At 43.6% G+C, this 25,582-nt stretch carries 22 protein-coding genes; 9 read left to right on the plus strand and 13 right to left on the minus strand.

Annotation, left to right across the window (positions count from 1 at the left end; all coding sequences use genetic code 11):
* Positions 1 to 25: 25 nt before the first annotated feature.
* Positions 26 to 1,606 carry an extracellular solute-binding protein gene (locus tag NZ875_06035; GenBank protein ID MCS7175295.1) on the minus strand — a complete coding sequence of 527 codons (1,581 nt, stop codon included), beginning with the start codon at positions 1,604 to 1,606 and terminating at the stop codon, positions 26 to 28.
* A gap of 242 nt (positions 1,607 to 1,848) precedes the next feature.
* Here NZ875_06035 and NZ875_06040 point away from each other — a divergent pair, with 242 nt between their 5' ends.
* From NZ875_06040 to NZ875_06055, 4 genes are read left to right on the plus strand one after another with little or no spacing between them, the layout of a single operon-like run.
* Positions 1,849 to 2,712 (plus strand): sugar phosphate isomerase/epimerase, encoded by an 864-nt coding sequence (locus NZ875_06040; protein ID MCS7175296.1) that lies wholly within the window; start codon positions 1,849 to 1,851, stop codon positions 2,710 to 2,712.
* An 11-nt stretch (positions 2,713 to 2,723) separates the two neighbouring features.
* On the plus strand, positions 2,724 to 4,046 hold the full coding sequence (locus NZ875_06045) for a transglutaminase domain-containing protein (protein MCS7175297.1): 1,323 nt from the start codon (positions 2,724 to 2,726) through the stop codon (positions 4,044 to 4,046).
* Between the two features lie 3 nt (positions 4,047 to 4,049).
* Positions 4,050 to 5,081 (plus strand): dipeptide epimerase, encoded by a 1,032-nt coding sequence (locus tag NZ875_06050; GenBank protein ID MCS7175298.1) that lies wholly within the window; start codon positions 4,050 to 4,052, stop codon positions 5,079 to 5,081.
* A gap of 6 nt (positions 5,082 to 5,087) precedes the next feature.
* Positions 5,088 to 6,419, plus strand: coding sequence for an amidase (locus NZ875_06055; protein MCS7175299.1), 1,332 nt, complete (start codon positions 5,088 to 5,090; stop codon positions 6,417 to 6,419).
* A gap of 131 nt (positions 6,420 to 6,550) precedes the next feature.
* Here the strand turns inward: NZ875_06055 and NZ875_06060 are convergent, their stop codons facing one another.
* Genes NZ875_06060 through NZ875_06115 form a run of 12 tightly spaced genes read right to left on the minus strand, consistent with a single transcriptional unit; the run spans position 6,551 to position 20,360 of the window.
* Entirely contained in the window at positions 6,551 to 7,183 is a 633-nt protein-coding gene (locus NZ875_06060; GenBank protein MCS7175300.1) for a HEAT repeat domain-containing protein, read from the minus strand.
* Positions 7,174 to 9,738 carry an SMC family ATPase gene (locus tag NZ875_06065; GenBank protein MCS7175301.1) on the minus strand — a complete coding sequence of 855 codons (2,565 nt, stop codon included), beginning with the start codon at positions 9,736 to 9,738 and terminating at the stop codon, positions 7,174 to 7,176. Before NZ875_06065 ends, NZ875_06060 begins: the two co-directional genes overlap by 10 nt.
* On the minus strand, positions 9,710 to 10,816 hold the full coding sequence (locus NZ875_06070; protein ID MCS7175302.1) for an exonuclease SbcCD subunit D: 1,107 nt from the start codon (positions 10,814 to 10,816) through the stop codon (positions 9,710 to 9,712). Before NZ875_06070 ends, NZ875_06065 begins: the two co-directional genes overlap by 29 nt.
* A gap of 1 nt (position 10,817) precedes the next feature.
* Complete coding sequence (panB, locus tag NZ875_06075; GenBank protein ID MCS7175303.1) at positions 10,818 to 11,618, minus strand: 3-methyl-2-oxobutanoate hydroxymethyltransferase; 801 nt, start codon at positions 11,616 to 11,618, stop codon at positions 10,818 to 10,820.
* Between the two features lie 2 nt (positions 11,619 to 11,620).
* Positions 11,621 to 12,424 carry a DUF2520 domain-containing protein gene (locus tag NZ875_06080; protein ID MCS7175304.1) on the minus strand — a complete coding sequence of 268 codons (804 nt, stop codon included), beginning with the start codon at positions 12,422 to 12,424 and terminating at the stop codon, positions 11,621 to 11,623.
* 36 nt (positions 12,425 to 12,460) lie between these two features.
* Positions 12,461 to 13,078, minus strand: coding sequence for a redox-sensing transcriptional repressor Rex (locus tag NZ875_06085; protein MCS7175305.1), 618 nt, complete (start codon positions 13,076 to 13,078; stop codon positions 12,461 to 12,463).
* Positions 13,056 to 15,029, minus strand: a complete 1,974-nt coding sequence (locus tag NZ875_06090) for a 2Fe-2S iron-sulfur cluster-binding protein (GenBank protein MCS7175306.1) — start codon at positions 15,027 to 15,029, stop codon at positions 13,056 to 13,058. Before NZ875_06090 ends, NZ875_06085 begins: the two co-directional genes overlap by 23 nt.
* A 15-nt stretch (positions 15,030 to 15,044) precedes the next feature.
* Positions 15,045 to 16,931 carry a 4Fe-4S binding protein gene (locus NZ875_06095; GenBank protein MCS7175307.1) on the minus strand — a complete coding sequence of 629 codons (1,887 nt, stop codon included), beginning with the start codon at positions 16,929 to 16,931 and terminating at the stop codon, positions 15,045 to 15,047.
* On the minus strand, positions 16,912 to 17,397 hold the full coding sequence (nuoE, locus tag NZ875_06100; GenBank protein ID MCS7175308.1) for an NADH-quinone oxidoreductase subunit NuoE: 486 nt from the start codon (positions 17,395 to 17,397) through the stop codon (positions 16,912 to 16,914). Before nuoE ends, NZ875_06095 begins: the two co-directional genes overlap by 20 nt.
* 13 nt (positions 17,398 to 17,410) lie before the next feature.
* A complete protein-coding gene (locus tag NZ875_06105) occupies positions 17,411 to 18,550 on the minus strand; it encodes a serine/threonine-protein phosphatase (protein MCS7175309.1) in 1,140 nt (379 codons plus the stop codon).
* Positions 18,551 to 18,552: 2 nt separating this feature from the next.
* Positions 18,553 to 20,142 (minus strand): 4Fe-4S binding protein, encoded by a 1,590-nt coding sequence (locus NZ875_06110; protein MCS7175310.1) that lies wholly within the window; start codon positions 20,140 to 20,142, stop codon positions 18,553 to 18,555.
* On the minus strand, positions 20,133 to 20,360 hold the full coding sequence (locus NZ875_06115; protein ID MCS7175311.1) for an NAD(P)H-dependent oxidoreductase subunit E: 228 nt from the start codon (positions 20,358 to 20,360) through the stop codon (positions 20,133 to 20,135). The genes NZ875_06110 and NZ875_06115 overlap by 10 nt, the downstream gene beginning before the upstream one ends.
* A 289-nt stretch (positions 20,361 to 20,649) precedes the next feature.
* Between NZ875_06115 and NZ875_06120 the strand changes: the two genes are divergently transcribed.
* The 5 genes from NZ875_06120 (at position 20,650) to gltA (ending at position 25,575) form a co-directional block, all read left to right on the plus strand.
* Complete coding sequence (locus tag NZ875_06120) at positions 20,650 to 21,450, plus strand: adenine nucleotide alpha hydrolase family protein (GenBank protein MCS7175312.1); 801 nt, start codon at positions 20,650 to 20,652, stop codon at positions 21,448 to 21,450.
* Entirely contained in the window at positions 21,425 to 22,507 is a 1,083-nt protein-coding gene (gene rodA, locus NZ875_06125) for a rod shape-determining protein RodA (protein ID MCS7175313.1), read from the plus strand. Before NZ875_06120 ends, rodA begins: the two co-directional genes overlap by 26 nt.
* 21 nt (positions 22,508 to 22,528) lie before the next feature.
* Positions 22,529 to 23,185 carry a hypothetical protein gene (locus tag NZ875_06130; GenBank protein ID MCS7175314.1) on the plus strand — a complete coding sequence of 219 codons (657 nt, stop codon included), beginning with the start codon at positions 22,529 to 22,531 and terminating at the stop codon, positions 23,183 to 23,185.
* Between the two features lie 147 nt (positions 23,186 to 23,332).
* Positions 23,333 to 24,169: a sulfide/dihydroorotate dehydrogenase-like FAD/NAD-binding protein gene (locus NZ875_06135; GenBank protein ID MCS7175315.1), complete on the plus strand. Its 837-nt coding sequence runs from the start codon at positions 23,333 to 23,335 to the stop codon at positions 24,167 to 24,169.
* Positions 24,160 to 25,575: an NADPH-dependent glutamate synthase gene (gene gltA, locus NZ875_06140; protein MCS7175316.1), complete on the plus strand. Its 1,416-nt coding sequence runs from the start codon at positions 24,160 to 24,162 to the stop codon at positions 25,573 to 25,575. The genes NZ875_06135 and gltA overlap by 10 nt, the downstream gene beginning before the upstream one ends.
* Positions 25,576 to 25,582 lie beyond the last annotated feature (7 nt).

The following is a 25,582-nucleotide window of genomic DNA, read 5'->3' on the forward strand; positions in this document are numbered from 1 at the left end:
CATTTTCTTGGGAAATCTCCCCTGTTCATCTAGCTGGAAATCTCCAATCTTTAGGAATATCTTTGATGATCTTCACAGCAGCTTTGAGATCGAGATCCGCGTTGATCTTTGAAATGGCATAATCTACAGCTTTTGCCGGATCCATTTGACCCCTCAGCACTTGATCAACGACTTCAGCAAAGATTGCCGTGAGTTTCGGATACATTGGATGAGCTGGCTGGAAATTCGTGTATTCAAGCATGTAAGAAACGTTTGAAAGGAAGGTAGCGTTTATTGGATTAACTGTGGCTTTGACGATATTCGCGATCTTTTCCTTCACACCAGCATCGAGATCAACTTCAAGATTATAGAGTTTGTCAAGCCAACTTTTGTTGGCAAGCAAGGCAGCCGAGGCTTTAGTAATGGGCAACTTCGCACTCATGATGCTGTGCATAGCGTTTATATCTGGATCTGAGGCCTTTGCGACAATTAAAAACGCAAGTTCATCGTAAGTGCTTTTCAACGCACTGTATTTTGGATTCTGTGCACCAGCTTTGGAACTCACCATCCACATGAACGGCTGGCTCAACGTGACTGGCTTCTTGCCAGGTTCGCCAGCTGGGAACAATGTGTAGTAGAACCACTGTTCGACCTCCTCAGGTTTTAATCCCCTCATCTGACCAGTTTTAGGATCAGTGTAATAATCCTTGGTTTGCCATTCTGTCCAGTACCATGTGCCTCCGATGTCGAACAGAGTTTTACCATCAACTATGGCTGGATGCACCTGCTTGGCCCAGTCCCATGCCATCATATCCGATGGCAAAAGTTTTTCGCGAGCAAAAACCCATTCGATGGTTAGCCACTTGTATATCGCTTCTTTGTCGAAAACGAGTTTTCCTTCCACTGGATCGTCTAACCTACCTCCGAAGGCGAGTATGAACTGCATCAAATCGGGATGAGCAGTACCCCTTCGATGTATCAAACCCCACTCAGAAGCTTTCATCTCTACCGTCTTTTTAGACCAACTGTAGACATCGAGCCAGGTGAACTCACCCTTGAGTACCTTCTGATCTAGACCTTCCAAATTCAATCCCACCTTGGCAGCTATATCTTTTCTGATGTAGAATGGTCTGGCTTCTGTATCCTGCGGTAAACCGTAAATCTTACCCTTGTATTTGGCAACTTCAACGAGTGTGGGGAAAAAGCCTTCGAGGAAATCCTTATGTCTTGAGAGATAAGGTGTTAAATCAAGCAGATAACCTTCCTCAGCCAAAGAAGCAATGTACACGTAAGAGTTCACTAAGAAATCACCGGCTGTTCCGAGAGGTTGTTTGCTGAGAAATTCCTGATACATCTGCGTGAAATCCAATTCATAGCGGGTCTCTCTGATCGTTATCTTGACATTGACTTTGTTCTTTGACCAGATATCGTTGATGCGTCTAGCTGCTTCCACAATTCCAAGGACTCTCAAAACACTGTTTGGATCTCCTGTTCCCCAAACTGCATAGCGTACCTCGTTGATGCCGTTTCTCTCGAGTGTTTTACCAACTTCAACGATTCTCTCTTCGAGACTGGCAAAAAGGGCAACTGCGGCGAACAATAAAACTGCTAAAAACACTTTTCTCACACTAATCCCTCCCTTCAGAAGTTGGGACCGAAAAAATTCTTATGCGCTGAATGTTAAGCTAATACAAGAAAAGTCTAAGTGCCCTTTAAATTTCTATGGAAACCCCCCTGGATGAATCATTTCAACATACTCAGCTGAAATTTTTTCCTGATGGGGGCTTCGAGCTATAATAAAATATAGCAAATGTTACGAAAAGTGTCAATCGATTACAATATGTTTCGAAAAATTACGAGATAGGCCAGGTGATACACGTGATAAAAGGTGTCGGCATAAACATCGATACACGGCGTCTCGCAGGATCCATCATAAATCTCGAAACAGAGTTTAGAAAATTCAAGCAGCTTGGCTTCGATTATGCGGAAGTTCCCCCTGCAGGTCTAGATTTGATTTTCAATGGGAAGTTTTTCAAAGAAAGGTTTCTCCGCTATAAGCATCTTTTTGAATCTTCTGGAATGAAATTCACCGTGCACGGCCCAGATCCTGTGGATCTTTCCAAAAACAGGGAGGAAGATTTTCTCATCCTTTCAGCCACCATAGACTTCGCCTCGAGCATTGGTGCAGACAGTGTTGTCTATCATTGCGGTTGGTCTGGAAAAGATGACGACAAGAAACACAGAGAAATCGAGAATTTGAAACGTTTGTCTTCGAAACTCGAAGAAAAAAAGGTTTGCCTTGTTGTAGAAAATACCACTCAAACAGTAGAACAAACTCTCGAGATCGTTTACCATGTGAATCATCCCAAGATTAAGTTGCTGATCGATGTAGGTCATCTCTTCTTAAGAGTGAGAGGTGACGAGGAAGAATTGATCAAACAATTCACCTTAGGATTACCCTACACCTTTGAAATTCATGTCCATGACAATTTTGGAAAAGTCGAGAGCGATTTTGAACGTAACATAGCAGATCAAATGCACTTCGCATATCTTTACGGTGTGGGAGATCTGCATCTACCCATCGGGCTTGGTCAGATACCGTTCGAACAGATACTCAAATTATTACAAAACGAATTTCAAGGTATCGTTGTTCTTGAGATAAACGATTTGAACAGATTCGAGAAAGATATACCTGAAAGCCTTTCGAGGTTGAGAATGTTGATGCGAAAATGAGGTGATTCAGAATGCTTGAATTTCTCATCTGTGGCCTTCCAGAAAATGTGAGATTGTGTGAAGCCATTGGAGATTGGGAAACGGCCGCAGCTTTGATCGATAAATGGCTTAGAGACACTCGCATCACGGATATTCAACGCCAACGACTCGAATACGAAAAGTACAGAATCAAACGGTTGCTTTCTGCGTATCCATATGATGAGTCGCAAGCTCTAGAGAAAGCAAAGGAAATGATCAAAGATTTCGACTACGATGAATTCTACAAACTGGTTGAAGAAGGGTGCATTGACTTCATTGTTGTCAACAGGAGGAGAAGATTCTTCGAAAGATTTGTTCAAAACATTGGGTTTGCTCGAAGCGAATATAGAGAAAGAATAAAGAAAGACCCAAAAGAAGAACACGAAAGAGAACTGATCGAGCGAAGAATAAGAGAACTTTCGGAAGGTCGTAATCCAAGAACTTATAAAGTACACGTGAAAATCAAAGCAACTGTGGATTCTGAAGATGATTATTTCAGAGTTTGGCTTCCATTCCCGAAGGAAGGTTTCCAGATCAGAGATGTGAGATTACTCTACACCAGCGATGAAAATTACTTCTTAGCTCACAACGATGCCCCACAACGAACTATCTTTTTTGAGGGAACCAGCAAGGAGTACATAGTAGAGTTTGAGTACAAAGTGAGTGAGTGGATCAACAAGATCGATCCAGCGAAAGTTCAAGAACCCGATTTGGACGATTTTTTGCAACAGGAACCACCGCACATTGTTTTCACAGACTATCTCAAATGGTTGACAAAGCAAATCGTGGCAGAAGAAACTAACCCTTACTTGAAAGCTAAACGCATTTATGATTGGATCACGACTAGAGTTAGATATTCTTATGTGAGACCATACGCGACTTATGAGAACATTTCCCAGTATGTGGCTGAGAATTTGAAGGGAGATTGTGGATTTCAAGCGTTACTGTTCATCACCATGTGCAGGATAGCTGGTATTCCAGCGAGATGGCAATCTGGTTGGTACACTACACCTTACTTCGCTTCACCACACGATTGGGCACTTTTCTACGTGAAACCTTATGGTTGGCTTCCTGCCGATCTTTCCTTTGGCGGTGCAAGACGTCACAATGAAAGGTTGCGCAACTTCTACTTTGGAAACCTCGATGGATTCAGGATGGTGGCCAACGACGACTTTATGAAACAATTTGATCCTCCGCCGAAATTCCACAGGGAAGATCCTACGGATAACCAACTGGGTGAGGCTGAAACACACAATAAAAAGATCGGTCTTGAGATGAAGATCGAGGTGGTCAGATTCGAAGGCTGGGAGGTGTGAATCATGGCTAAGGTGAAAGATATACGTTTAATACTGAAGCGTTACGGTTACCGCAAACCTTTTCGTATAACAGGTAGTGTTTCTTTCGAAGCGAGCAATGTGGAGGTTGAAATATTACTTGAAAATGGAATCGTTGGGTGTGGGGAAGCTTCACCTTCTTTTAGAGTCAACGGTGAAAAGGTAGAAATGCTTCTAACGATGGAGAACTTTTTGAAAGAGAATTTTCTAGGATTGAACGTTCGCAACTATGCGGCCATTTTCCAAATCGCAGATAAACTCTTGGCCACGCCGAGTTTAAAAGCTGCTGTTCAATATGCAACTTTGGATGCTCTTTGTCAAGAACTGGGCATCAGTGTGGCAGGATTTCTTGGTGGCAGTAAATCGGAGATTGAAACAGACAAAACAGTAGGGATAGACACGATTGAAAAGAGGGTGAAAGATGCTGAGGAAATCTTCAAGGAGGGTTTTCGAACCATCAAAGTGAAAGTTGGAGAGAACCTGAAGGAAGACATCGAAGCCGTTCAGCAAATCGCGCGAGTGACGAAGGGAGCTGTATACATAATCGATGCGAACATGGGTTATACACCAAAGCAAGCCGTTGAGTTCGCAACACAGCTTTACAAATCTGGTGTGGATATAGCTGTATATGAACAACCTGTAGCGTGGTATGACATCGATGGATTGAGGTATGTGCGGTTCAACTCACCATTTCCTGTTGCCGCGGATGAATCAGCCAAGACGAAATACGATGTGATGAGACTCATAAAGCAAGAAGCCGTAGATTACGTCAACATAAAACTGATGAAGAGTGGTATAAGTGATGCGCTGGCCATAGTGGAACTTGCGAGATCTGCTGGTTTAAAATTGATGATCGGTTGCATGGCAGAGTCGAGTCTCGGAATAAACCAAAGCGTTCAGTTTGCCCTTGGAACTGGTGCGTTTGAATTTCATGACTTGGACAGCCACATGTTATTGATAGAACCCTCATTCAGGGGAAAGTTTGTCCAAGAAGGTCCAAAAATGAGATTGGAGTGATGAAGAGTGAAAATCAGAGAACTACTGAAACTGTACATCCAAGATAAAGTTCGACCTCGGCAAATCATCGAGGAGTGCTTTAAGAAAATAGAAATTCACAAAGATCTTGGTGCTTTCATTTCGATCGATCTCGATGGAGCAATCAAAACTGCGGAACAGTTGGAAAAATCTTACAAGAAAGATCTTCCCCCGCTTTTTGGTGTGCCGGTTGCTGTGAAAGACCTTATAGATGTTGAAGGTTTGAAAACAACGGCTGGGAGTTTGTTCTTCAAAGATAATGTTGCTAAACAGGATGCCTTTGTCATCAAGGCGCTCAAGAACGCTGGGGCTATAATCATGGGTAAGACAAATCTTCACGAGATCGCACTCGGTGTGACGAACAACAATCCTCACTTTGGTCCTTGCAGAAATCCACACGATCCGAGCAAGATTTCGGGAGGCTCCTCTGGGGGTTCTGCCGTGGCCGTCGCTAGTGGAATGACTTTGGTTGCCCTTGGCACAGACACTGGAGGTTCGATAAGAATTCCGGCTGCGCTGTGCGGTGTGGTTGGATTGAAACCTACCTATGGAAGAGTCAGCGTCAGAGGCGTTATGCCACTGGCATGGCATCTGGATCATGTTGGTCCAATCACAAAGTGCGTTGAGGACGCCTGGATTGTTTTAAAAATCATATCTAAGTACGATGAAGCTGATCCATTTTCACAAAAAGCCCTCCTGAGAGAGCCAAATTTCGATGAATTTCCAAAAGGAATGAGAGTTTTGAAAGTCGCAGGTGAATTCATATCCAAAGCAGACGAAAGAATTCTGAAAATAGTAGATGAAGCTTGTCATGTCCTTGAAAAACTCGGGGCAATCGTTAAAGAAGAATCTCTCAACTGGTTGAAAGACGCCGCAGCAGCGAACGGTTTGATTACTCAGACAGAGGCTGCAGCCTTCCACAAAGAAAGGTTGAGAGAACATCCAGAACTGTTTGGCGATGATGTCAAGCAAAGGTTGATGGAAGGAGCCTCAACAAGCGGTTGCGATTACGCACAAGCTAGGAGAACTCAGACGATTGTGAAGTACATGTTCAAAGATCTTTTCAAACATTTCGACCTTCTTGTTCTTCCAACGGTACCGATCGTGGCTCCACCCATCGAGGGAGAAGGTGCTGTTGAACTCGCGCGACGCCTCACCAGATTCACGGCTGAGTTCAACATCTCTGGATTACCTGCGATCAGTGTACCTTTCGGACGTGTGGAGAATTTACCCGTAGGTGTGCAATTCGTTACTAAGTGGTGGAGAGAAGATTTGCTCGTTCAAGTTGCACATGCTTTTGAGAGAACTATTGGAAGCTGACTTTGGATATAAAAAGCTTGATTCTAGACAACTCTCATTGTAGCAGTATCAAGTTTTCAGAAAAGGTGAACAATTAAAAACACTAAAAATAGAAGTTTCTCTGAAGCCTCTCTCGGAAACGGTTCTCACAACTAAGTTGTGAACCTCTTTACTTCTGCCAAGATTTCGCTATCTGCGGACTTTTGGAAATAATCCCACAACTTTGAATCTTTCATGGTCAGCATGGAGATTGCTTGCACTATGTCTTTTTTTATGTCTTCACTGAACCGTTCATCTCTGTAAGCTTTCATCAAAACATCTATTGTTCGTTGCGTTGGAACGTATGATAGAGCCATCACGACCTGCGTTGCGAGTTCTTCTCTGTACTCGTCTTCGAGTAAGTAGTAAGCTAAAATATCTAATATCTTCTCCCCCTCACCGAGTTTACAGATCGCTTCGTATATAACAAGCTGAGCAGATTCGTCATCGTATTTGTTGAGTAAATTGTAGAGGTCTTTCTTTATACTTGTCTCCCTCAAATCAGAGAGAATATCAATCAAATACAGTAAAATCACATCATTCTGTTGACACATTTTTATGTGCTCTCTGTACTTTTGAAGCAAGATCGGGCGTGCAGCATCACCGAATCTATATATGATCTGAAGGACGGTCTCCCGAACATTTTCGTCTTCATCCGCGAGAAGTTGTATTAGATTCGGTATGGCTTCTACACCTTTTTCAGTCATGATTCTTTCGATCAGTTTCTCGACGTCACTTAAATCCATCTCAATCTACCACCTTTCTCAACTAACAATTTGCGTTCGAAGTAGTCTGCAAACTCAGGCTCATGTGTGACGAACCCCACAACCTTGTTCAATCTCTCGAATTTTTTGAGGGCATCAGCTATCTTGGATTTGTTGTCGCTGTCCAAGCTCGAGAAACCTTCATCTATGAAGAACGCTTCCATTTCTCCTGTGGCTTCTTCGGCTATGCTCATCGCTAACGCTATTGATACGAGAGTCTTCTCTCCACCAGAAAGTCCACTGGCATCTCTTTTGACCCCAGCATCGTTCACTATGAAACCTGATTCTTCCACCAATAACGAGAACCTTCCATCCGTTAAGAAATCCAATAAACGGTTCGTTCGTTCAACCACTCTATTCAAAACGATGTCAGCCATGTAAGATTGAAATTCCCGAGCAGCGAGTGTATCTTTTACCAGCGCGAGCACCGTAGAACGATTATGCAATTCCTCGAAATGTTCTTCCATTTCCCTAAGCTGCTGAATGATCTCTTTTCGTCTTTCTGAATAGTGTTGAACGAGAGTTTTTCTTGCCAACTTGTCATCTCTAAGCTTTCTAAAATTCAAAAGTTCTTTTTGCAAAGCACTCAAATATTTCAGGCAATCTTCCCTACCGCTTTTGACCAACTTCTTGAGCTGTTCTGTTTGGCTTTGAATTTGTTCTATTTCGGCATCTATCTTGGATAATCTCTCCTGTACACTCACCTGAGGTACTTCCTTGGCCACGTATATCTTGAACGTTTCTAGGTCCATTCCTATCTTATCGAGTTTCAAGAAGAAGTCTTTTTCTATTATCTGCTTTCTCAAAAGGGATTCTTCTACTTCTTTAGAAAGGTTTTTGAGCTCTTCATCCAATTCTTGCAATCTGAGTGAAAGCTGATGTTTAGTACTTTCTTTTTCTGAAAGTTCTGCCATCAGTTTGGAACGCCTCTCTAAGAGTTTTTGAAGATCTGTATTGAGCTCGCGCAGTTTCTTTTTCAGTTGTGCAGAGTAACCCATCTCGTCAAGTTTTTTATGAAGATCGCTTTCTTGAAATTTGATCTGCGTGAGTTCTTCGTTCAGAGAATGTATCTCTTGATTCAGTTTTTCCACGATCGTCGTCAAAGTTTCCATCTCGGCTGCAAGTTTGACTCCATCTTCCTTGATTTTCTCTATCTGTTCACGCATGTGTTTGTAATTTTCCAGATCATAAATGGTTCCAGATATACTTCTCTTTCTGTAAATATTCCCACAAACGGGACATACCTCGCCATCTTGAAGCTGTTCTGCAATTTGATCCGCCATCCATAAAACAGCGGATAACTTAATTCGATCGAACTGCTTTGTGAGATCTTCAAGCCTAGTTTCGAGTTCGGCTTTTTCAAACTTTCTCCGACTCAGCTTTTCACCAACTTGTTCAAATTCTGAACGTTTCTTTGAAAGTTGTTGTTCGATCACGACTCTGCGTTCTTTCAAACTGGATAACTTTTGAACGAATGGCTCACTCAGTTCATCTATCTTCGAAAGTTTCTCGATTTCGCCTTGAACGGCTTGAAGTTCTCTATCGTTCCGAGTCAGCTCGAGTTGAGTTTTACGTATCTCCTCGACGAGTTTTTGTATTTCTGAATGAGTTTTGAAACGATTCGTCTGCAATCTTTGAAAATCATTTTCCACTCTTTTCAATGTTTCGCACGCATGAAGGTATTCACGATACGAAATTTCGAGAGACTTCGCGGTGGATATCTTCTTTTCTTCCTCAAGCTCTACGAGCAGTTTGCTTTTCTCGAGAACTTTAGATTGTAATAATTTTTCAAGTGATTCCACTTGCTGATGAATTTGAAGTTCGCGCTCAACCTCTCTTAGCTTTTCTTCAGTTTGAGTTATGTGCCTTTCCAGCTCTTCGATCTCAGTTTGCAAAATTTCTGGCGGGTTCTGTCTGAGTAGTTCCTCAATCTTTTTGAGCTCATCTTTTGATTCGTTGATTCTACGCAGCCAATTATCCCTTTCGTACTGACTGCTTTTGTAAACTTCATTTACCTTTTCGATGAGCTTTGCAAGCTTTTTTCTTTCAAAAAGTACATCAAAGATGACTTCGTTTATCTTCGAGCGTGTAGCTGTGAGTAAATTTGCTACCATGCCTTGGGGCAGAAAGAATGTACTTATGAAACTCTCATAACTCGTCTCCATAACTTCTTTAAGTTTTTCATCAACTGAAGTACGTTGAGAAGCGACGATACGATCGTTTATGAGCAATAACGCTTCACTCGATTTATCCTTCGCTTTCACTCTTCTGATCACTTCATACTTTTTTCCTCCCCTTAGAAAGGAAAACTTCACTTGGCAATGATCGGCACCAGATCTGACATAGTCGAAAGGGCTTTTCTTACCATAACGAACACCTACGCCATACAACGAAAAAACAATGGCTTCAAGTAAAGAAGATTTACCAGCACCGTTCTGACCAACGATGAGGAACACTCCGTCCTTGAAATCCAGTTCACAGCTTTCTATTCCAAGGAAATTTTCTATTTCAATCCTGAGAGGTCTCAGTTTGCTCAACCTCCTTCAGCAGTTCTTGAACGATCTCGATCATTTGACGTTCGTGCTCTGGATACTTCTGTTTGATGTAATCCCTGTACATCTCAATCAAACTCTTCTTCTGCTCTGGGACTTCTATCTTTTGATCTTGCCACACAGCTTCGAATTCTACCTTGACAACGTTGGGATATTTTTCGAGCAAATGCCTTCTCACTTCGTTGGATGGAAGGCATTTGAATATGACCCTGGCATAACCGGAGAAATCGTTGAGTTGAGATTCTAGCTCGTTCAGATTGGAGAGACTGTAGTCGTTATACTCGAAGGTTTTCAAAGGCATGTGAGGTGTTCTTATGGACCTGACCTGAGTTCTGTTTGATATTTCCACAAGGAGAGCTCCCTTGACGTCTTTTTCTTCCCCGAAATCTAGAGCTATAGGCGAACCGCAGTACCAAGCAACTGGACTCTGCAAAAGTAGTAACTGGTTATGCACATGGCCCAGAGCCACATAATCGAATCCTGAAGGAAAACTGTTCCGTTTTAACTCATACTGAATTGCATTCTCCCTTTCTGATTCAAAACATCCCTCAACCATCGCATGTGCAACGAGTATATTCGTTTTGCTTGGCTCAATTTGATTTCTGAATTCAATAACGTAAGAATCGAGAAATTCTCTCATCGCTGCGATGGGGTCCTTGGCAGAACCGAGGAGCTTCTGATAATCAGTGTAAGGTAGAAAAAACAACACCGCTTCGTTCAATTCTATCTTTTTTGGTCTTTCCACGATGTGAACGTTCTTGAGCTGGAAATTTTTCCAACAACTCAAACCTTGCCAATCGTGATTGCCGAACAAAAGAAAAGTCGGAGCAATCGATGAAAATCTCGATATCACTTCGCTCAGAAGATCCAGAGCATCGATCCTCGGACTAACTCTACTGTGAAGAACATCTCCAACGATGAGCACCAGATCCACTCTTTCCTCCTCGGCGACCTTGACGAGATAAAAGAGAGATGCTCTGAGCTCCTCGAGCCTATCGATGGGCTTAGAACCTGTCCAAGACTGCAGGCCTATATGCCAATCTGAAGTGTGAAGAATTTTCATCTCAGTTTCCTCCAGATTTGAAAACATGCTCTTCGGACGGAAAAATCTTTCTTCGCACGTCATCTACGTACTGGGCTATAGCCTTGACAGATATTTCATACAGGTTTGTATACCTCTTGGCGAACTTTGGCAGAAACGTTGGGTTCAATCCCAGCAGATCGTGTAAAACGAGTACTTGTCCATCACAGAATCTTCCTGAACCTATACCGATCGTTGGAACATTAACGGATTCCGTGATCTTTTGCGCAACTTCTTCAACAACCATCTCTAAAACTATAGAGAAGACACCTGCTTGTTCGAGCGCTTTGGCATCTTTGAGTAATTTCTCGGCAGACTTTTCGTCTTTACCTTGAACCCTGTAACCACCGAAGACGTTGACGGATTGAGGTGTAAGGCCGAGATGCCCCATCACAGGAATCCCGCTGTCAACGAGTCGTTTTATCAAGGGTGCAAAAACAGAACCACCTTCGAGCTTAACGGCGTTTGCACCAGCCTCTTTGAGAAATCTTCCTGCGTTTCTCACAGCTTCATCCTCTGAGCACTGGTATGAAAGAAATGGCATATCGGCGATTATAAAAGCATTTGGGGCTCCCCTTCTCACTGCTTGAGTGTGCCTGATCATATCTTCCATGGTCGCAGGAAGTGTGTCGGTGTAACCCAACACATTGTTCGCCAATGAGTCACCGACCAATATCGCATCCACACCCGCTTCATTCGCGATACGGGCAAAGGGCGCATCGTAGGCGGTGATAAGAACTATAGGTTGCTTTCCTTTCATGGAAATGAACTTTTGAACGTTCATGCTCACAGTTTTCCCTCCTTGAGTTTCTTGAGGATTTCTACCATGTTGTCATAGAGTGATACAAAGTGTGGAAAAATTTTTTCAAATATCTCTCTTTCCTTCTCAACCACTTGCCAATCGCCGCGTGCCACTGGACCAGTGAGCGATTCAACCACGCTTTTCGCCGAGATGTTTTGCGCAACGCTGGAAATCAAGCTGCTCATCAAACCACGAAAATCCCCAACGCCACTGCTGGAATATATCTTTTCTGCAAGCGCTGTGAGTCCCACTACGAAATTCGAACAAATCACGGCTGCGAGGTGATAAGCAATCTTTCCACTCTCAGATAGGACTATGTATTTTCCTGATATATCCTTAACCAATTCTATCGCTATTTTCAGCCCTGAGTTGTCTCCCTCAACGCCAAAGATACAATTTGGAAGGTTCAAATACGCAACTTTTGCATCTGCGAAAGATAGATTTGGGTGCATCGAGGCCCTTGAAAAACCCAAATCATCAGCGTTGGCAAATATTTTCGAAGAATGAAAACCACTGAAGTGAATCAAGCAGCTATTTGGGGCGCATCTGTCCTTGACTTGTTCATAAACACGCTCGATCACTGAATCTGGTACAGCAAAGAAGATGACACCGGATAGAGACTCGAGTTCCTGGTAGGTTATAGCCTCACCCACACCGAGATGTTCAACAAAAGCTTTAGCTTTTTCTTTTGAACGAGAAACAACGAAGCGAACTGTATGATCCTTTTCAACCAGCCGCTCACATATAGCGAGTGCAACCTTGCTGGTACCAAGAACGTTCAACCTCACAGAGCTTCACCAAATAAAGTTTTAACACGTGAAAAATCAAACTTTGCCGTGCTTTATGTTTAGTAAATGTTTCAGAGTCAAAAGACTTTGCGTGATGTCCTCATTCACAACGAGCACATCACTTGGTACTTCAAGATTGACCGGAGCGAAGTTCCAAATCCCTCTGATACCACAGGCAACCAGCAAGTTTGCAACCTCCTGAGCAGATTCTTTTGGCACACAGATCACACCGATTTCAACGTTGAATCTTTTCACAACGCGTTTCAAGTCTTTCAAAGGAAGCACGACGAGCTCAGACACAAACTGCCCAATTTTTTGTGGATCGTTATCGAAAATCCCAACGATTTCGATACCGTACCTTTCAAAGCCCGGATAATTAGCAAGGGCGGTGCCAAGACGGCCCGCCCCAACAATGATCACATTGGTTTCTTTCCTAACACCGAAAAGCTCATCCAATTCTTTTTTGAGTTCATCGACTCTGTAACCAACCTTTGGTTTCCCAACGGTTTTGAGGTAGCTCAAATCTTTCCTGACTTGTTCAGGTTGAACTTTGAGTATTCTGGCTATACTCTCAGAAGAAATATATTCCTCATCCACGTCGAGGAGCAATCTATGATAGAGCTTGAGTCTTTCAAATGTTGGCTTCGGAAGCATTATGAATTCTTCGCGTTCCGAGGAATTTTTCAAGTTCTTTCTCCACCTTCTCGATTGTTGCTTCACTTACGAGTTTATCATTCACAAGTACATTGGGTGATTTACCACAGTTCTCTACGCAGAAAGTGCCAACTATCTCGAGTGAAGTGAATTCTCTACGTTTTGCAAGTTCTATCAACTGTGAAAGCAATTTGTAGGAACCTTTCATGTAACAAGATGTGCCGAGACACACCTTCACGGTTATTTTCTCGCCATTCGAAGATGGTAAGACTTCGATATCCTCATGCACAACTCGCTTTCTTGGTCTATAAGAAGTGTGAATGAGTTCGTGTAAGTTTACAACCTCTTCATAGAGCCTTCGCATGTAATAATTCTCGGATGGTGAAATCAGGCTTTTCACCGAGACGAGTTCCTTCAACAATCTTGCTCTGGTTTGTCTCACCGATGTGTCGTTTGGATAGGGTTGCCCTCCTCCTCCGACGCAACCAAAATTACATGCCATGACTTCAACGATATCCACACCAAGTTTTGCTTCAAGAATTTCTGTGATGATCTTTCTCGCTCTAGAAAGACCAAACACCGCCAATCCTCTAACGGTTCTTCCATCCTTCGTTTTCGCTTCGATGAGTTTTACACCCTTATCGACTTCAGTGATCTTCTGCTCACTGAGCCCCACCTGATCGTTTAGGACCGCGAAAGCACTTTTGAGGACACCTCCGTTTTTACCGAAATCCAGACCGCCTTGTGAAGACAAACCGTAAGGTCGATCAAATGGTTGTGGCTCAAGTTTCCTCAAATCGATCCTACTTGACTTTATAAACTTAGAAAGTTCTCTCGTTGTGAGTACCAGGTCCACAACACCTGAGTGTTCTTCTCTCTCTGCCTCGAATTTTTTCGCAGTGCAAGGCATGAAGGAGATCAAGAATACTTCTTCTGGTTTCATCCCGAGTTTCTTTGTATAAACTTCCTTTATGATAGTCCCCAGCGCTTGCTGCGGTGATTTTACGGTGGATAGATTTGATGTGAGCGTTGGATAGAATTGCTCCACATACTTGACCCAAGCGGGACAGCACGATGTGAAGAGTGGTAGATTTTCATTCCTAGAAATGCGGTCCAAAAGTTCGTGAGCTTCTTCAAAAGCCACTAGGTCCGCTCCAAAAGCCACATCGAACACTTTGGAAAAGCCCATCAATTTCAGGAAACTGACGAGTCGTTCGGCAATGAATGGATCTTTTTCGATACCGAACTCTTCTGCGAGTGCAACTCTGACAGCCGGTGCGATCATGCCTATGATCGTTTTTCCAGATGAGAGTACTTCGTGGAGTCTTTCTAGATCGTTCCTGACACTCAGAGCACCAGTTGGACAAACAGAAGCGCATTGACCGCAGTAAACACATTCCGTTTCAGCCAAGTTCGCATCAAAGGCAGGTACAACACGGGACTCAAAACCACGGCCTGCAAAATCTATGGCACCAACATCTTGAACTTCCTCACACATCCTAACGCAATCACCACATAGTATGCATCTACTCGTATCCCTAACAATGGGGCTCGACGTGTCTACAACCGTAGGCTTGGAAAGATCATCGAAGCGGATCTTCCTTATACCGAATTCTTCAGCATACTTCTGCAACTTACAGCTGCCACTTCTGTCACACACTGTACAGTCTCTGTTATGGCTCGCCAAGATGAGTTCGAGTATACCTCTCCTCAGTTGTTGAATCTGCGATGAATTAGTTCTTATTCGCATTCCGTCTCTCGGTTTCGTTGTACAAGAAGTAACCAATTGACCGTCCACTTCGATCAAACACATTCTGCAAGCACCATATGTGGAAGTTTCCGATAGATAGCAAAGGTTTGGTATTTCGATCCCCACCTCTCGGAGTGCTTCTAGTAAATTTTTCGCACGCTCATCTATATGAACTTCTCTTCCATCAACGTACACTTTCATCACGTTCACCTCCCGTCACGCGACCTTTATCGCTTTGAATCTGCATTTTTCAGCACACAGACCACACTTGATGCACTTACTGATATCTATAGTGTGTGGTTTACCACGTTCTCCCACGATCGCATTCTGTGGACAAAGGCGCGCACAGAGCCCACAACCTTTGCAAGATTTCTCATCCACCAAGTATTTTTTGAAGGCGGTGCAAGTACCACTAGGACAGACGCCACGTAAATGAGCTTCATATTCGGATCTGAACCATCGCATGGTGCTCAGTATGGGATTGGGGGCGGTCTTGCCTAGACCGCAGAGTGAAGCCGTTTTGATCAATTTTGCCAAAAATTCGAGGTTTTTCAAATCTTCTTCATTCGCCCTAGCGTTCACAAACTTTTCTAAAATTCTGTAGGCCTGTGCCGTGCCTTCACGACAAGGTATGCACTTTCCACAAGATTCTCTCTTGGTGAAATCCAAGAAGAACCTAGCAACTTCCACCATGCACGTTTTATCGCTGATAACCACGATACCACCCGATCCAACCATCGCGTCAATGGATTTGAGCGTATCGTAGTCTAGAGGCATGTCGAGATATTCTGGAGGCAAACATGCACCCGAAGGACCACCTATTTGAACTGCCTTGACCTTCTCGCCGCTCGCCAAACCACCACAAATGTCGTATATGATCTGTCTCAACGTCGTTCCGAACTGCACCTCGACGATGCCTGTCATCCTCACAGGACCAGTCACAGAAAACATTTTCGTGCCGGGGGAATTGGCAGTTCCAAGCTTTCTGTACTTCTCAGCACCATCGCGAATTATCCTCGGTACATTTGCGTAGGTTTCAACATTGTTGATCAGCGTTGGATATCCCCACAGTCCGGATTCTGCTGGATATGGAGGTCTAGGCCTGGGCATACCTCTTTTTCCCTCTATAGAAGCAAGTAGGGCAGTTTCCTCACCGCAAACGAAAGCACCTGCACCTTCTTTGATCTCAAGATCGAACGAAAATCCTGTTCCAAGAATGTTTTCGCCGAGAAAACCGAAACGTTTCGCATCTTCTATAGCTTTCTGTAACATTTGTATTGCGATCGGATACTCTGCGCGCACGTATGCGTAACCTTTTTGTGCTCCGATCGCGTACGCAGCGATGATCATACCTTCCAAAACCAAGTGTGGATCTCTTTCGAGCAGAGTCCTGTTCATGAACGCCCCAGGATCTCCTTCATCACCGTTGCAAACCACGAACTTGATTTGAGATTTGCTCTTTCTGGTTGCCTCCCATTTCAAACCGGTTGGAAAACCTCCTCCACCTCTGCCACGAAGGCCAGATGCTTTCACAAGCTCGATCACTTCTTCAGGGTTCATTGAAGAGAGGACCTTCAAGAGTGAGGAATAACCGCCTCTACCCATGTAATCTTCTATGCTGTCACACTCACTTTTACCTATATCTTCCATGATGTAAAAGTTCTGTCTTTTGTAGAGGCTGGTATCCTCTATAGATTTGACGCGACGATTCGTCTCAAAATCTATCAGTAACAGTTCCTCAACGACTTCTCCCCTTTTGAGCGTGCGTTCGACTATCTTTTCTACATCTTCGACACCCACATGAGCGTAAAAATAACCATAAGGTTGAACACTCACGAGCGGACCTGAAGAACAACGCCCACAGCAACCAGTTTTTCTCAAAACACCGTTATGAAAAGCCTCATCTATCTTGTGGAGATTCACTTTCTCATTGAGGCCTTCACGTTCAATAACTTCTTTGAACTTGTTGTACACCTTCATAGCACCTTTAGCCGTGCAACCTGTTCCGACACAGACGTACACTGACAGGTTTTGAAGTTTCCACCTTCGAAATTCTTTTTGCTTTTCGAGGAAATCATAAGCTTCAGTTAGACTTTTGAGCATCGTTCTCACCTCTCAAACTACGCAAGATTTGCTTAACTTTTTCTGGTGTGAGGTTTCCATATACTTCGTCGTTTATGACCATGGCAGGCGCCAATGCGCAGGCGCCAAGACATCCTACGCAATCTACACTGAATTTCAGGTCCTTCGTCACCTCACCTGGTTTTATCCCAATCTCTTCTTCGATCGCCTTGAGCAATCTGGTAGAACCTTCCATGTGACACGCTGTCCCATCGCACACCAAGATGGTGTACTCTCCTTTCGGTTTTAAAGAGAACTGAGCGTAGAAAGTGGCAACGCCGTAAACCTTAGCAGGAGGAAGTTGCAACGCTACAGCGATGTAATGCATGACGTCTTTAGAAAGATAGCGATGCAGTTTCTGGACCTCGAGCAGTATCTTGACCAAGTTTTCCTTCTTATAGTTGTACTTCCTCAGTACCTGTTCGATGGCTTCGTAAGTTCTTTCCAAAATCGTCACCCCCTCAGCAGTAATCGATGTTGACGATCTTCCCTAAGTCTTTCAAAATTCGTGCCACATCGTGAACGAGTCTAAATTTCAACGAAACATCATGGCTGAACAGAGGATTTTGATGTGCGGGGTTGATAGCTCTCCCCACTGTGAAGTTGATTTCATCAGCTTCAAGCATCAGTTTTAAAAGCGTCTGAGCCGCCAAGCCCAGCTCTTTTTGCTGACCTTCGAGGTATCTGAATACTTGAGTGAGTGTCACGATACCTTCCGTGACCAGTTCGAAACCTTCGAGTTTACCAATTGGTGGTGAGTACGGTGAAATCGTATCCAAATCTATTTGAACTTTCTTACCAAGGATCCTTTCGAAGATCTGTGCGGTGGTGCCACCACATATCACCTTTTTTCCAGGCATGCTCATGAAGCGTTTGACCAAGATTTCGTCTTTACTTCTGTCCTCTGGTGGCCCGACGAAAATGTTTAACACGTAGAGTGGCCTGAACTGGGCAACCATAGCGAGTGCATCGTCCCCTCTAGTTTCCCTGTCAAGATGTTCTGCAAGTTTGACGAGATGGTTCACAATGTCACTTGGGGGCAACTTGTATTTCAGTAACGATTCGATTTCTTTCAAGATATTCTTCAAACCGAACCCGAGTGGGAAGTGGGGAGTACCCATGCCGGCTTGAGAAACCCCGTCCGTCATCACGAACAAAAGATCTTCCTCCACTGGTTGAAATTTACTGAAGGAAACTTTTCTGCCCTCGATGGTCTTTTCCTCTTTCTCAAGTTCGACAAACTGCCCATTCCTCAAACAAAGAACAACTGGAAATTCGTATTCCACGACGGTACACTCATTGATGACAGCATCGTAGACCACACAACAGAGGTTCGCATAACTGATACCTCTCACCCTGCAGACAGGTAAGGTTTTGAGAATGGACGAGAACACTTCATCAAATGGAATGTTCCGAAAAAGCATTGTGGCAGCCATCTTCGTTGTGAGTGTGGAAAGTATGCTCGCCTTCACACCGCTTCCTAATCCATCTGAGACACAAGCAACGACCTTACTTGAACTTCTTTTCACACAGATCGAGTCACCGCAGATTTCTTCACCTGGCTTGCTTTTCTTTGCGTACTCAATCTGACAAGTGAGCATGTTCATTCCTCCAAAGACCTTCTCAGCTCGAAAAAGCTGCTCTTTATCTCTGCTACAGTCTCTCCCAGCAAGCCTGCTACTTCTTGAACAACTCTCATCTGCTTTGAAAGCATTTCTTCCACCTTGTAGAGGGTTTCTCTTTTGATGCGCTTCAAAGTTTCCTCTTGTTGCCTCTCTTTAGTGATGTCTACAAGTAGAAAAACGTCTGCCTTTTCCTCCGGCAGGACGAAAAATTTCACATAATAAAGGTTTGATCCTATTTGAACGGGTTGGCCTTTCAGAAAAGCCTGCTTCAGCTCGTCAATGAATTTCTCTTCAGAGTCATTTCTGAACAACGTGGAAGCTGTTTTGTTGCGGTACACGATCGAACCTTCCTTGACCATGAAGATCGCATTGGGCGATTCCTCAACGACTCTGTGAGTCGCTGATTTGAGCTTGTCTACCAAGTAAGTGACACACATTTCTTTCTCTGCTCTACCCAGCAACACTGCTACAGCTTTATCTCTGCAACTGTCATAACCACATGCCCCGCAGTTCAACCTTTTTCTTTCATCTTCCTTACCCATTTCCTTCAAAATCTCTTCAATTTTCGTCTCGTCTACTTGAACTGGGTGACGTTTTACCGAGAAACTCCTTTCGATGTTCATGTCTGCGTGGAATGGTTCACCATCAAAACACAACATCTTTTGCATGTGACGAGCCATACGAGATCGCTTTTCAGCCAGACTCAGGTCTTTCCTTATGGCAGGACCGTTGATGCAACCTCCATGACAAGCAGATGCCTCTATGAAAATCTTCCCTTGAGTGGGATCGAAATTCTCAAAAAGATCGATCAGATATTCAACACCTTCAACAACGATGTGAGTTTCGAAGTCTCCATGTACTGTATAGTTAATACCTCCAGATGTTGGATACATTCTCGCTCGGTAGGGATATGGCGGTGATGGCAATTGCTCATCGAAGAGGGACAAATCTATTTGTTCTTCTCGCATGATGTTATCGAGTTCCTCAAAAGTCAGAACCACATTCACGTTTTCCTCAGTTTTCTTTGCCACACATGGTCCCAAGAAGACAACAGGAAGATCACCGTAAAATTTCTTAAGGAACTTCGCGTGTGCTGATATTGGGGAATCAACGTGAGCAAGATATGGAAGTACCGATGGATAATGCTTTTCTGCAAGTTCTACCACAACGGGACATGCTGTGGTGATCAGTGCTTCCCTTCGGTTGAACAAATCCATATATTTCTTTGATACAATCTCCGCTCCAAACGCGGTTTCTTGAACAATCATTGCACCCCAAGATTTCAACAAGGAGATAACGCGGTAAGGTTCATCATAGTGTGCAAAGAACGAAGGGGCTAAAGAAACGAGGAACGGGGTGGTGTGCATGAGCTTCCTGAACTGTTCCACATGCTGGACATATCTTTTCGCTCCCTGGGGACAAACGGAAACACATCTCGCACAGTGAATGCATTCTTCCTCAATCACACGTGTTTCACCGGAGCAGAAAGATATGGATTTCACCGGACAGTTCCTTAAACATTTATAACAATACAAACAGTCCGCTTCGTTCGAAAGAATCAATGACATGGTTTCACTCCTAAGAGTTTTCCCAGTTTATCAATATCCACGTTTGTATAAATTTGACCGTCTATCTCAACACAGACACCCTCTGAACATCTACCGAAGCATAGAGAACCGAAGATTTCTATATTTAAACCCGAATTTTTCAGCTTCTGTAGTTCTTCGACGATCTTATAAGAACCTTTCAAGTGGCATGAGCTTCCCATACAAACTTTGACAAGCATTCGATCACCCCATATCGTGAAATATTTATCGTTATATTTTTCACGATTTTATTTTATAAGATATCTTGTGAATTAACCATGAAACCGATGGAAAACTTGAGAGACAAGTATGTGAAATAAAGCACAAATTCGTCCATGCGGTTCGAGAAACTCGATATTGTAAAATCTTGCTGTGAGGGAGGAAATATGAATGAAGTGCACAAAATGCTCACAAACAGCAATTATAGATTTACCCCAACATAACGTAGCTTATTGTGAGGGACACTTTAACGAGTATTTTCTGAATAGGGTGCAGAAGGCGATAAAAACCTATTCGATGGTGGAGGAGAACGATAGAATAGTCGTTGCTCTTTCTGGTGGAAAAGATAGTGTATCTTTATGGCACGCTTTGATCAAACTCGGATATGCGTGTGACGCCGTCTTTTTGGACATCGGTATGGGCAAACCAAAACTCGAAGAGTTACAAGAGATGGGTAAAAAATTCAACAGTAAACTGTTCATCTACGATGCGCGTGCGGATCTTTTTGGATTGGATATACCAAAAATAGCGAAATTTTTGAAGAAACCAACGTGCTCTGTTTGTGGTAATGTCAGAAGGTATCTGATGAACAAGTTCGCTGTAGAGAACAATTACGATGTGATTGCAACTGGACATAATCTTGACGACGAAGTTTCTTTCCTTTTGGGAAACGTGCTTAATTGGCAGATCGGTTATCTGACGAGACAATCTCCCACACTTTTAAAAACTCACGACAAATTCGTAAAGAAAGTCAAACCATTGGTGCTTTTGACCGAGAAAGAAACTTACGCATATGCTTTGCTGAATGAACTACCGTTCTCTGGAGAAAGTTGTCCTTTTTCCAAGGGTGCGAGTTCACTCCTTTACAAAAAAGTTCTGAACGAAATAGAATTGGTTCAGCCAGGCACTAAACAAAGATTTTATTCTGGTGCAATGAAAGTGTGGAATTCGAAAACCGAGGTTGAACTCAGTGAATGCAAAGTCTGTGGTTATCCAACGACCGAAGAAGTTTGTAGTTTCTGCAGAATGAGAGAGAGGTTAAAAGATGCCTTGGGAAAACAAGCGATTTGAGTTGATACTTCCCATACTGGTTGTGTGTCTCATGATCATCGGTTCTCTCGTGCTGTACAGTGCCACGAGAGAGAGCAATCCCAGTTTCGTTCGAAAACAGCTGATTTGGGATGGCATCAGTATATGTACCATGTTCTCCATGCTATTTGTGCGAGAGCGCTATTTGAAAATTGCGGGAAAAGCGCTCTATTTTGTTTCGGTCTTTCTTTTGATACTTGTGCTGTTTTATGGCACCGTTTCGGGGGGCGCTCGGCGCTGGTTCAACCTTAGGCTGGGGTACTTCCAGCCCTCAGAGTTTGCAAGATTTGCACTTTTGGTGTTCAACGCGACTTTACTCTCTGAACCAACGAAAAAGAATCTCTACACTTCTTTCTTGCTCACTATGGTGTGTGTTGGACTAATAGCGATCGAACCAGATCTTGGCACTGCATTACTCTTGTTTGGAGTTTGGTTCTTCACGGCCATTGCAAGTCAAGCGAGATCTAAAAACCTGATCAAATTAATGATTCTGACGCTCGTGATGACGGTGCTGTTGTTCTTCTTCGGTTTAAGGGACTATCAAAGAGAAAGATTGGTATCGTTTCTCAACCCTGGTAAATATGCACAAGGAAGTGCGTATAACATGCTTCAATCGATCCACACCGTGGGATCGGGAGGTCTTTTTGGTCGCGGCTTTTTGAAAGGTCCCGCTACAAGGTTAAAGTTTGTACCAAAGAACCATACAGATTTTATATTCTCAGTGATAGGAGAAGAATTCGGTTTTCTCGGAAGTGTGACTTTGGTTGCGCTTTACTTTTTACTCTGTTGGAGAATAGAAAAAGCTGTCAAAGTCGCAAAAGATGAGTTCTGGAGACTTCTGTGTGTTGGCGTACTTGCAACTTTCTCTCTGCAAGTTTTCATAAACATTGGCATGTGCATGGGAATAGCTCCCATCACGGGTTTACCTCTTCCGTTCGTGAGCTACGGAGGTTCAGCAACACTGTTTCTTTCTGTACTTGTAGGTTTGGTTATGAAATCCATAGCGGTGGCGAAAGGTGGCGTAGAATTGTTAAGCTAAAATGAAAAGGAGGTATGAACCTTGGCCCGCCAGCAGGTTTCAACGGGGAGTATAGGTAGGAAAAGAGGAGAATTTCTTGCCAATTTCTTGGTGTTTTTAGTGATCAGCGTATTTGTGTGCGGATTTGTGCTTTCCATAGTTTCTTTTTTCTACTATCTCAGTCAGAAAAAAAATAACGAAAAATTGATCATTAGCTTAACACAGAAGATAGATTCGTTGGCAAACCGTGTTTTGAAATTGGAAGAACTGTTGAAACCAGGGACAGGCATCGAAAAATTGATAACTTCAGCGAATTATTTATCCAGCATGTCCACCGATCTTGAACGAATCTTGGAAGAACTCACTGACGATCCAACTACTGGTTACATAAGGCTCTTTGTGATAGGACAAGAAAACGTGTGGGTCACTTTCAGAAAAGGTAACGAGGTTTACTTCTCGAGAGAACTGAAACCAGGTTTGGCACCTTATAGATTTTACTATTTCAAAGAACCCACCATACAAACTCAATATTCAGTGAAAGTCCCTCGCGATTGCTCCATCACGATAGGAAAACCTGGTACCGTTTACTTTCTCATCTACGGTGTTGGAACCACGAAACATCCCACCAAAGTCGTCATATGGAAAGACGCAAAAGTTGAAAACCTCGAAAAAGATTTTTCCCTTTATATTCCAAAATAGACGGAGGGCCTGCGGGGAGCAGACCCTCCGCCATTTCTTGGTTCCATCCAAGGGGGGATAGGGGGGCTATCCAAGTTCGATGCTAAACCAAACTTGTTACGTTATTATGAAACACAACATAAAAGCCATTTAATAAGAGGTGAGAACATGAATGTGATAAGAAGAAAACGTAAACTTGCCTCTGGTGTGTACGAATTTCTCATTGAAAGCCCTCAAATAGTTAAATATTCACAACCAGGTCAATTCGTCATACTGAAACTGCATGAAAAAGCCGAACGTATCCCTATAACTATCGCCGGTAAAGAAGGAGACTGCTTTCGAGCTGTAGTCAGGGCCGTGGGTAAGAGCACGTACGAACTGTGTCTGGCCAAAGAGGGTGACCAGATCATGGACGTGGTCGGACCACTTGGGAGGCCGAGTGAAATAGATCTCTATGGGAATGTGATGCTCGTGGGTGGGGGTGTTGGCATCGCCACACTTTTACCCATCGCGGAAGCTCTGAAAGAGCGTGGAAACAAGCTTTATGTTGTGCTTGGTGGACGAAGTAAAGAGTACGTGATCATGCTCGAAGAATTTTCAAAACTTGCAGATGAACTGATCGTTACTACGGATGATGGATCCTTTGGAATAAAAGGTGTTGTTACAGACGGTATGCAGCTGTTCTTTGAAAAAGTAAAAATAGACGTTTCATGGGCAGTCGGACCAACGATCATGATGAAATTTTGTTGCTTGAAAGCTAAAGAGTACGGTGTAAAAATTTGGGTTTCGCTCAATCCCATCATGGTTGATGGAACAGGGATGTGTGGAGCATGTAGAGTAACAGTCGATGGCAAGATCAAATTTGCTTGTGTGGACGGTCCAGAATTCGAAGGAAGTCGTGTCGATTGGGATGAGCTATTGAAAAGACTGGCCCAATATAAAAAAGAAGAGGAAGAAAGTTTCAAGCTCTTTGCGGAAAGAGTGGGTGATCTTTCATGGCTGTGAAGCCCTCGCCTAGGAAAACACCCATGAGGGAACAACACCCAAAAGAAAGGATCGGGAACTTTTTCGAAGTTCCTTACGGTTACAACGAAGAAGAAGCTGTGGCTGAGGCCAACAGATGTCTACAGTGTCCTACTAAACCTTGCGTGAGCGGTTGTCCCGTGGAGATAGACATACCAAAATTCATAAGGAAAATAAAGGAAAGAAACTTTGCTGAGGCAGCAAGGATTTTGAAAATGTACAACAATCTTCCAGCGATATGCGGCAGAGTCTGTCCCCAGGAGACTCAATGCGAAGCTAAATGTGTGGTTGGGAAGATACCTAATTCAGAACCAGTTGCTATAGGTAGACTTGAAAGATTCGCCGCAGACTGGGAAGCAGAACACTACGTTGAATCGAAAATCGATGTAGCCCCAGCCAAGCACAAAAGAGTTGCCGTTGTTGGTTCAGGACCAGCAGGGCTCACTGCCGCTGCCGACCTGGCCAAAAGGGGCTACGAAGTTCACATTTTTGAGACTCTTCACAAACCAGGCGGAGTCTTGGTTTATGGAATACCGGAGTTCAGACTTCCGAAAAGTATTGTAGAGAGGGAAGTCAACTATATCAGATCTCTCTCGGTTCGAATATTCCTCAATATGCCGGTTGGAAAAGCAGTACCTGTGAAAGATCTCTTGCAAGAATACCACGCCATTTTCATAGGAGTGGGAGCTGGTACACCGAAGTTCATGGGTATAGACGGAACAAACCTCAACGGTGTATACTCAGCGAACGAATTTCTCACACGCGTGAATCTGATGAAAGCTTACCTCTTTCCAGAGTATGATACACCCGTACGGAAAGGTAAGAAAGTCATCGTTGTTGGTGGTGGAAACGTGGCAATGGATGCTGCTCGAAGCGCTTTAAGACTCGGCGCAGAAAGTGTAACAGTGGTTTACAGAAGAACTGAACAAGAAATGCCTGCGCGACGTGAAGAGTACCTCCACGCAGTGGAAGAGGGAATACGTTTTTATTGGCTCACCCAGCCTATAAAATACGTTGGAAATGAGAAAGGCGAAGTTGTCGGTGTCGAATGCATTTCGATGATGCTTGGTGAACCAGACGAATCTGGAAGAAGACGGCCAATACCCATAGAAGACAGCAGATTCATCCTTGAGGCGGACACAGTCATAGAAGCCATTGGAACGGAAGCGAACAGGTTCCTTTTGAGTCAGTTCAACGGATTGAAGCTCAACAAATATGGTTACATCGTTGTGGATGAAAGCACCTGTGCCACGAGTATGAAGAAAGTCTTCGCAGGTGGAGACATAGTTACGGGTGCGGCGACGGTCATTGAAGCCATGGGAGCAGGTAAGAGAGCGGCGGAGTGGATCGACAAATTCCTCTCTGGAGAATATGATCCATGGAAGTGAGGGATAA

Origin of the sequence: Pseudothermotoga sp. (assembly GCA_025060105.1) — a bacterium.
Taxonomy (GTDB): domain Bacteria; phylum Thermotogota; class Thermotogae; order Thermotogales; family DSM-5069; genus Pseudothermotoga_A.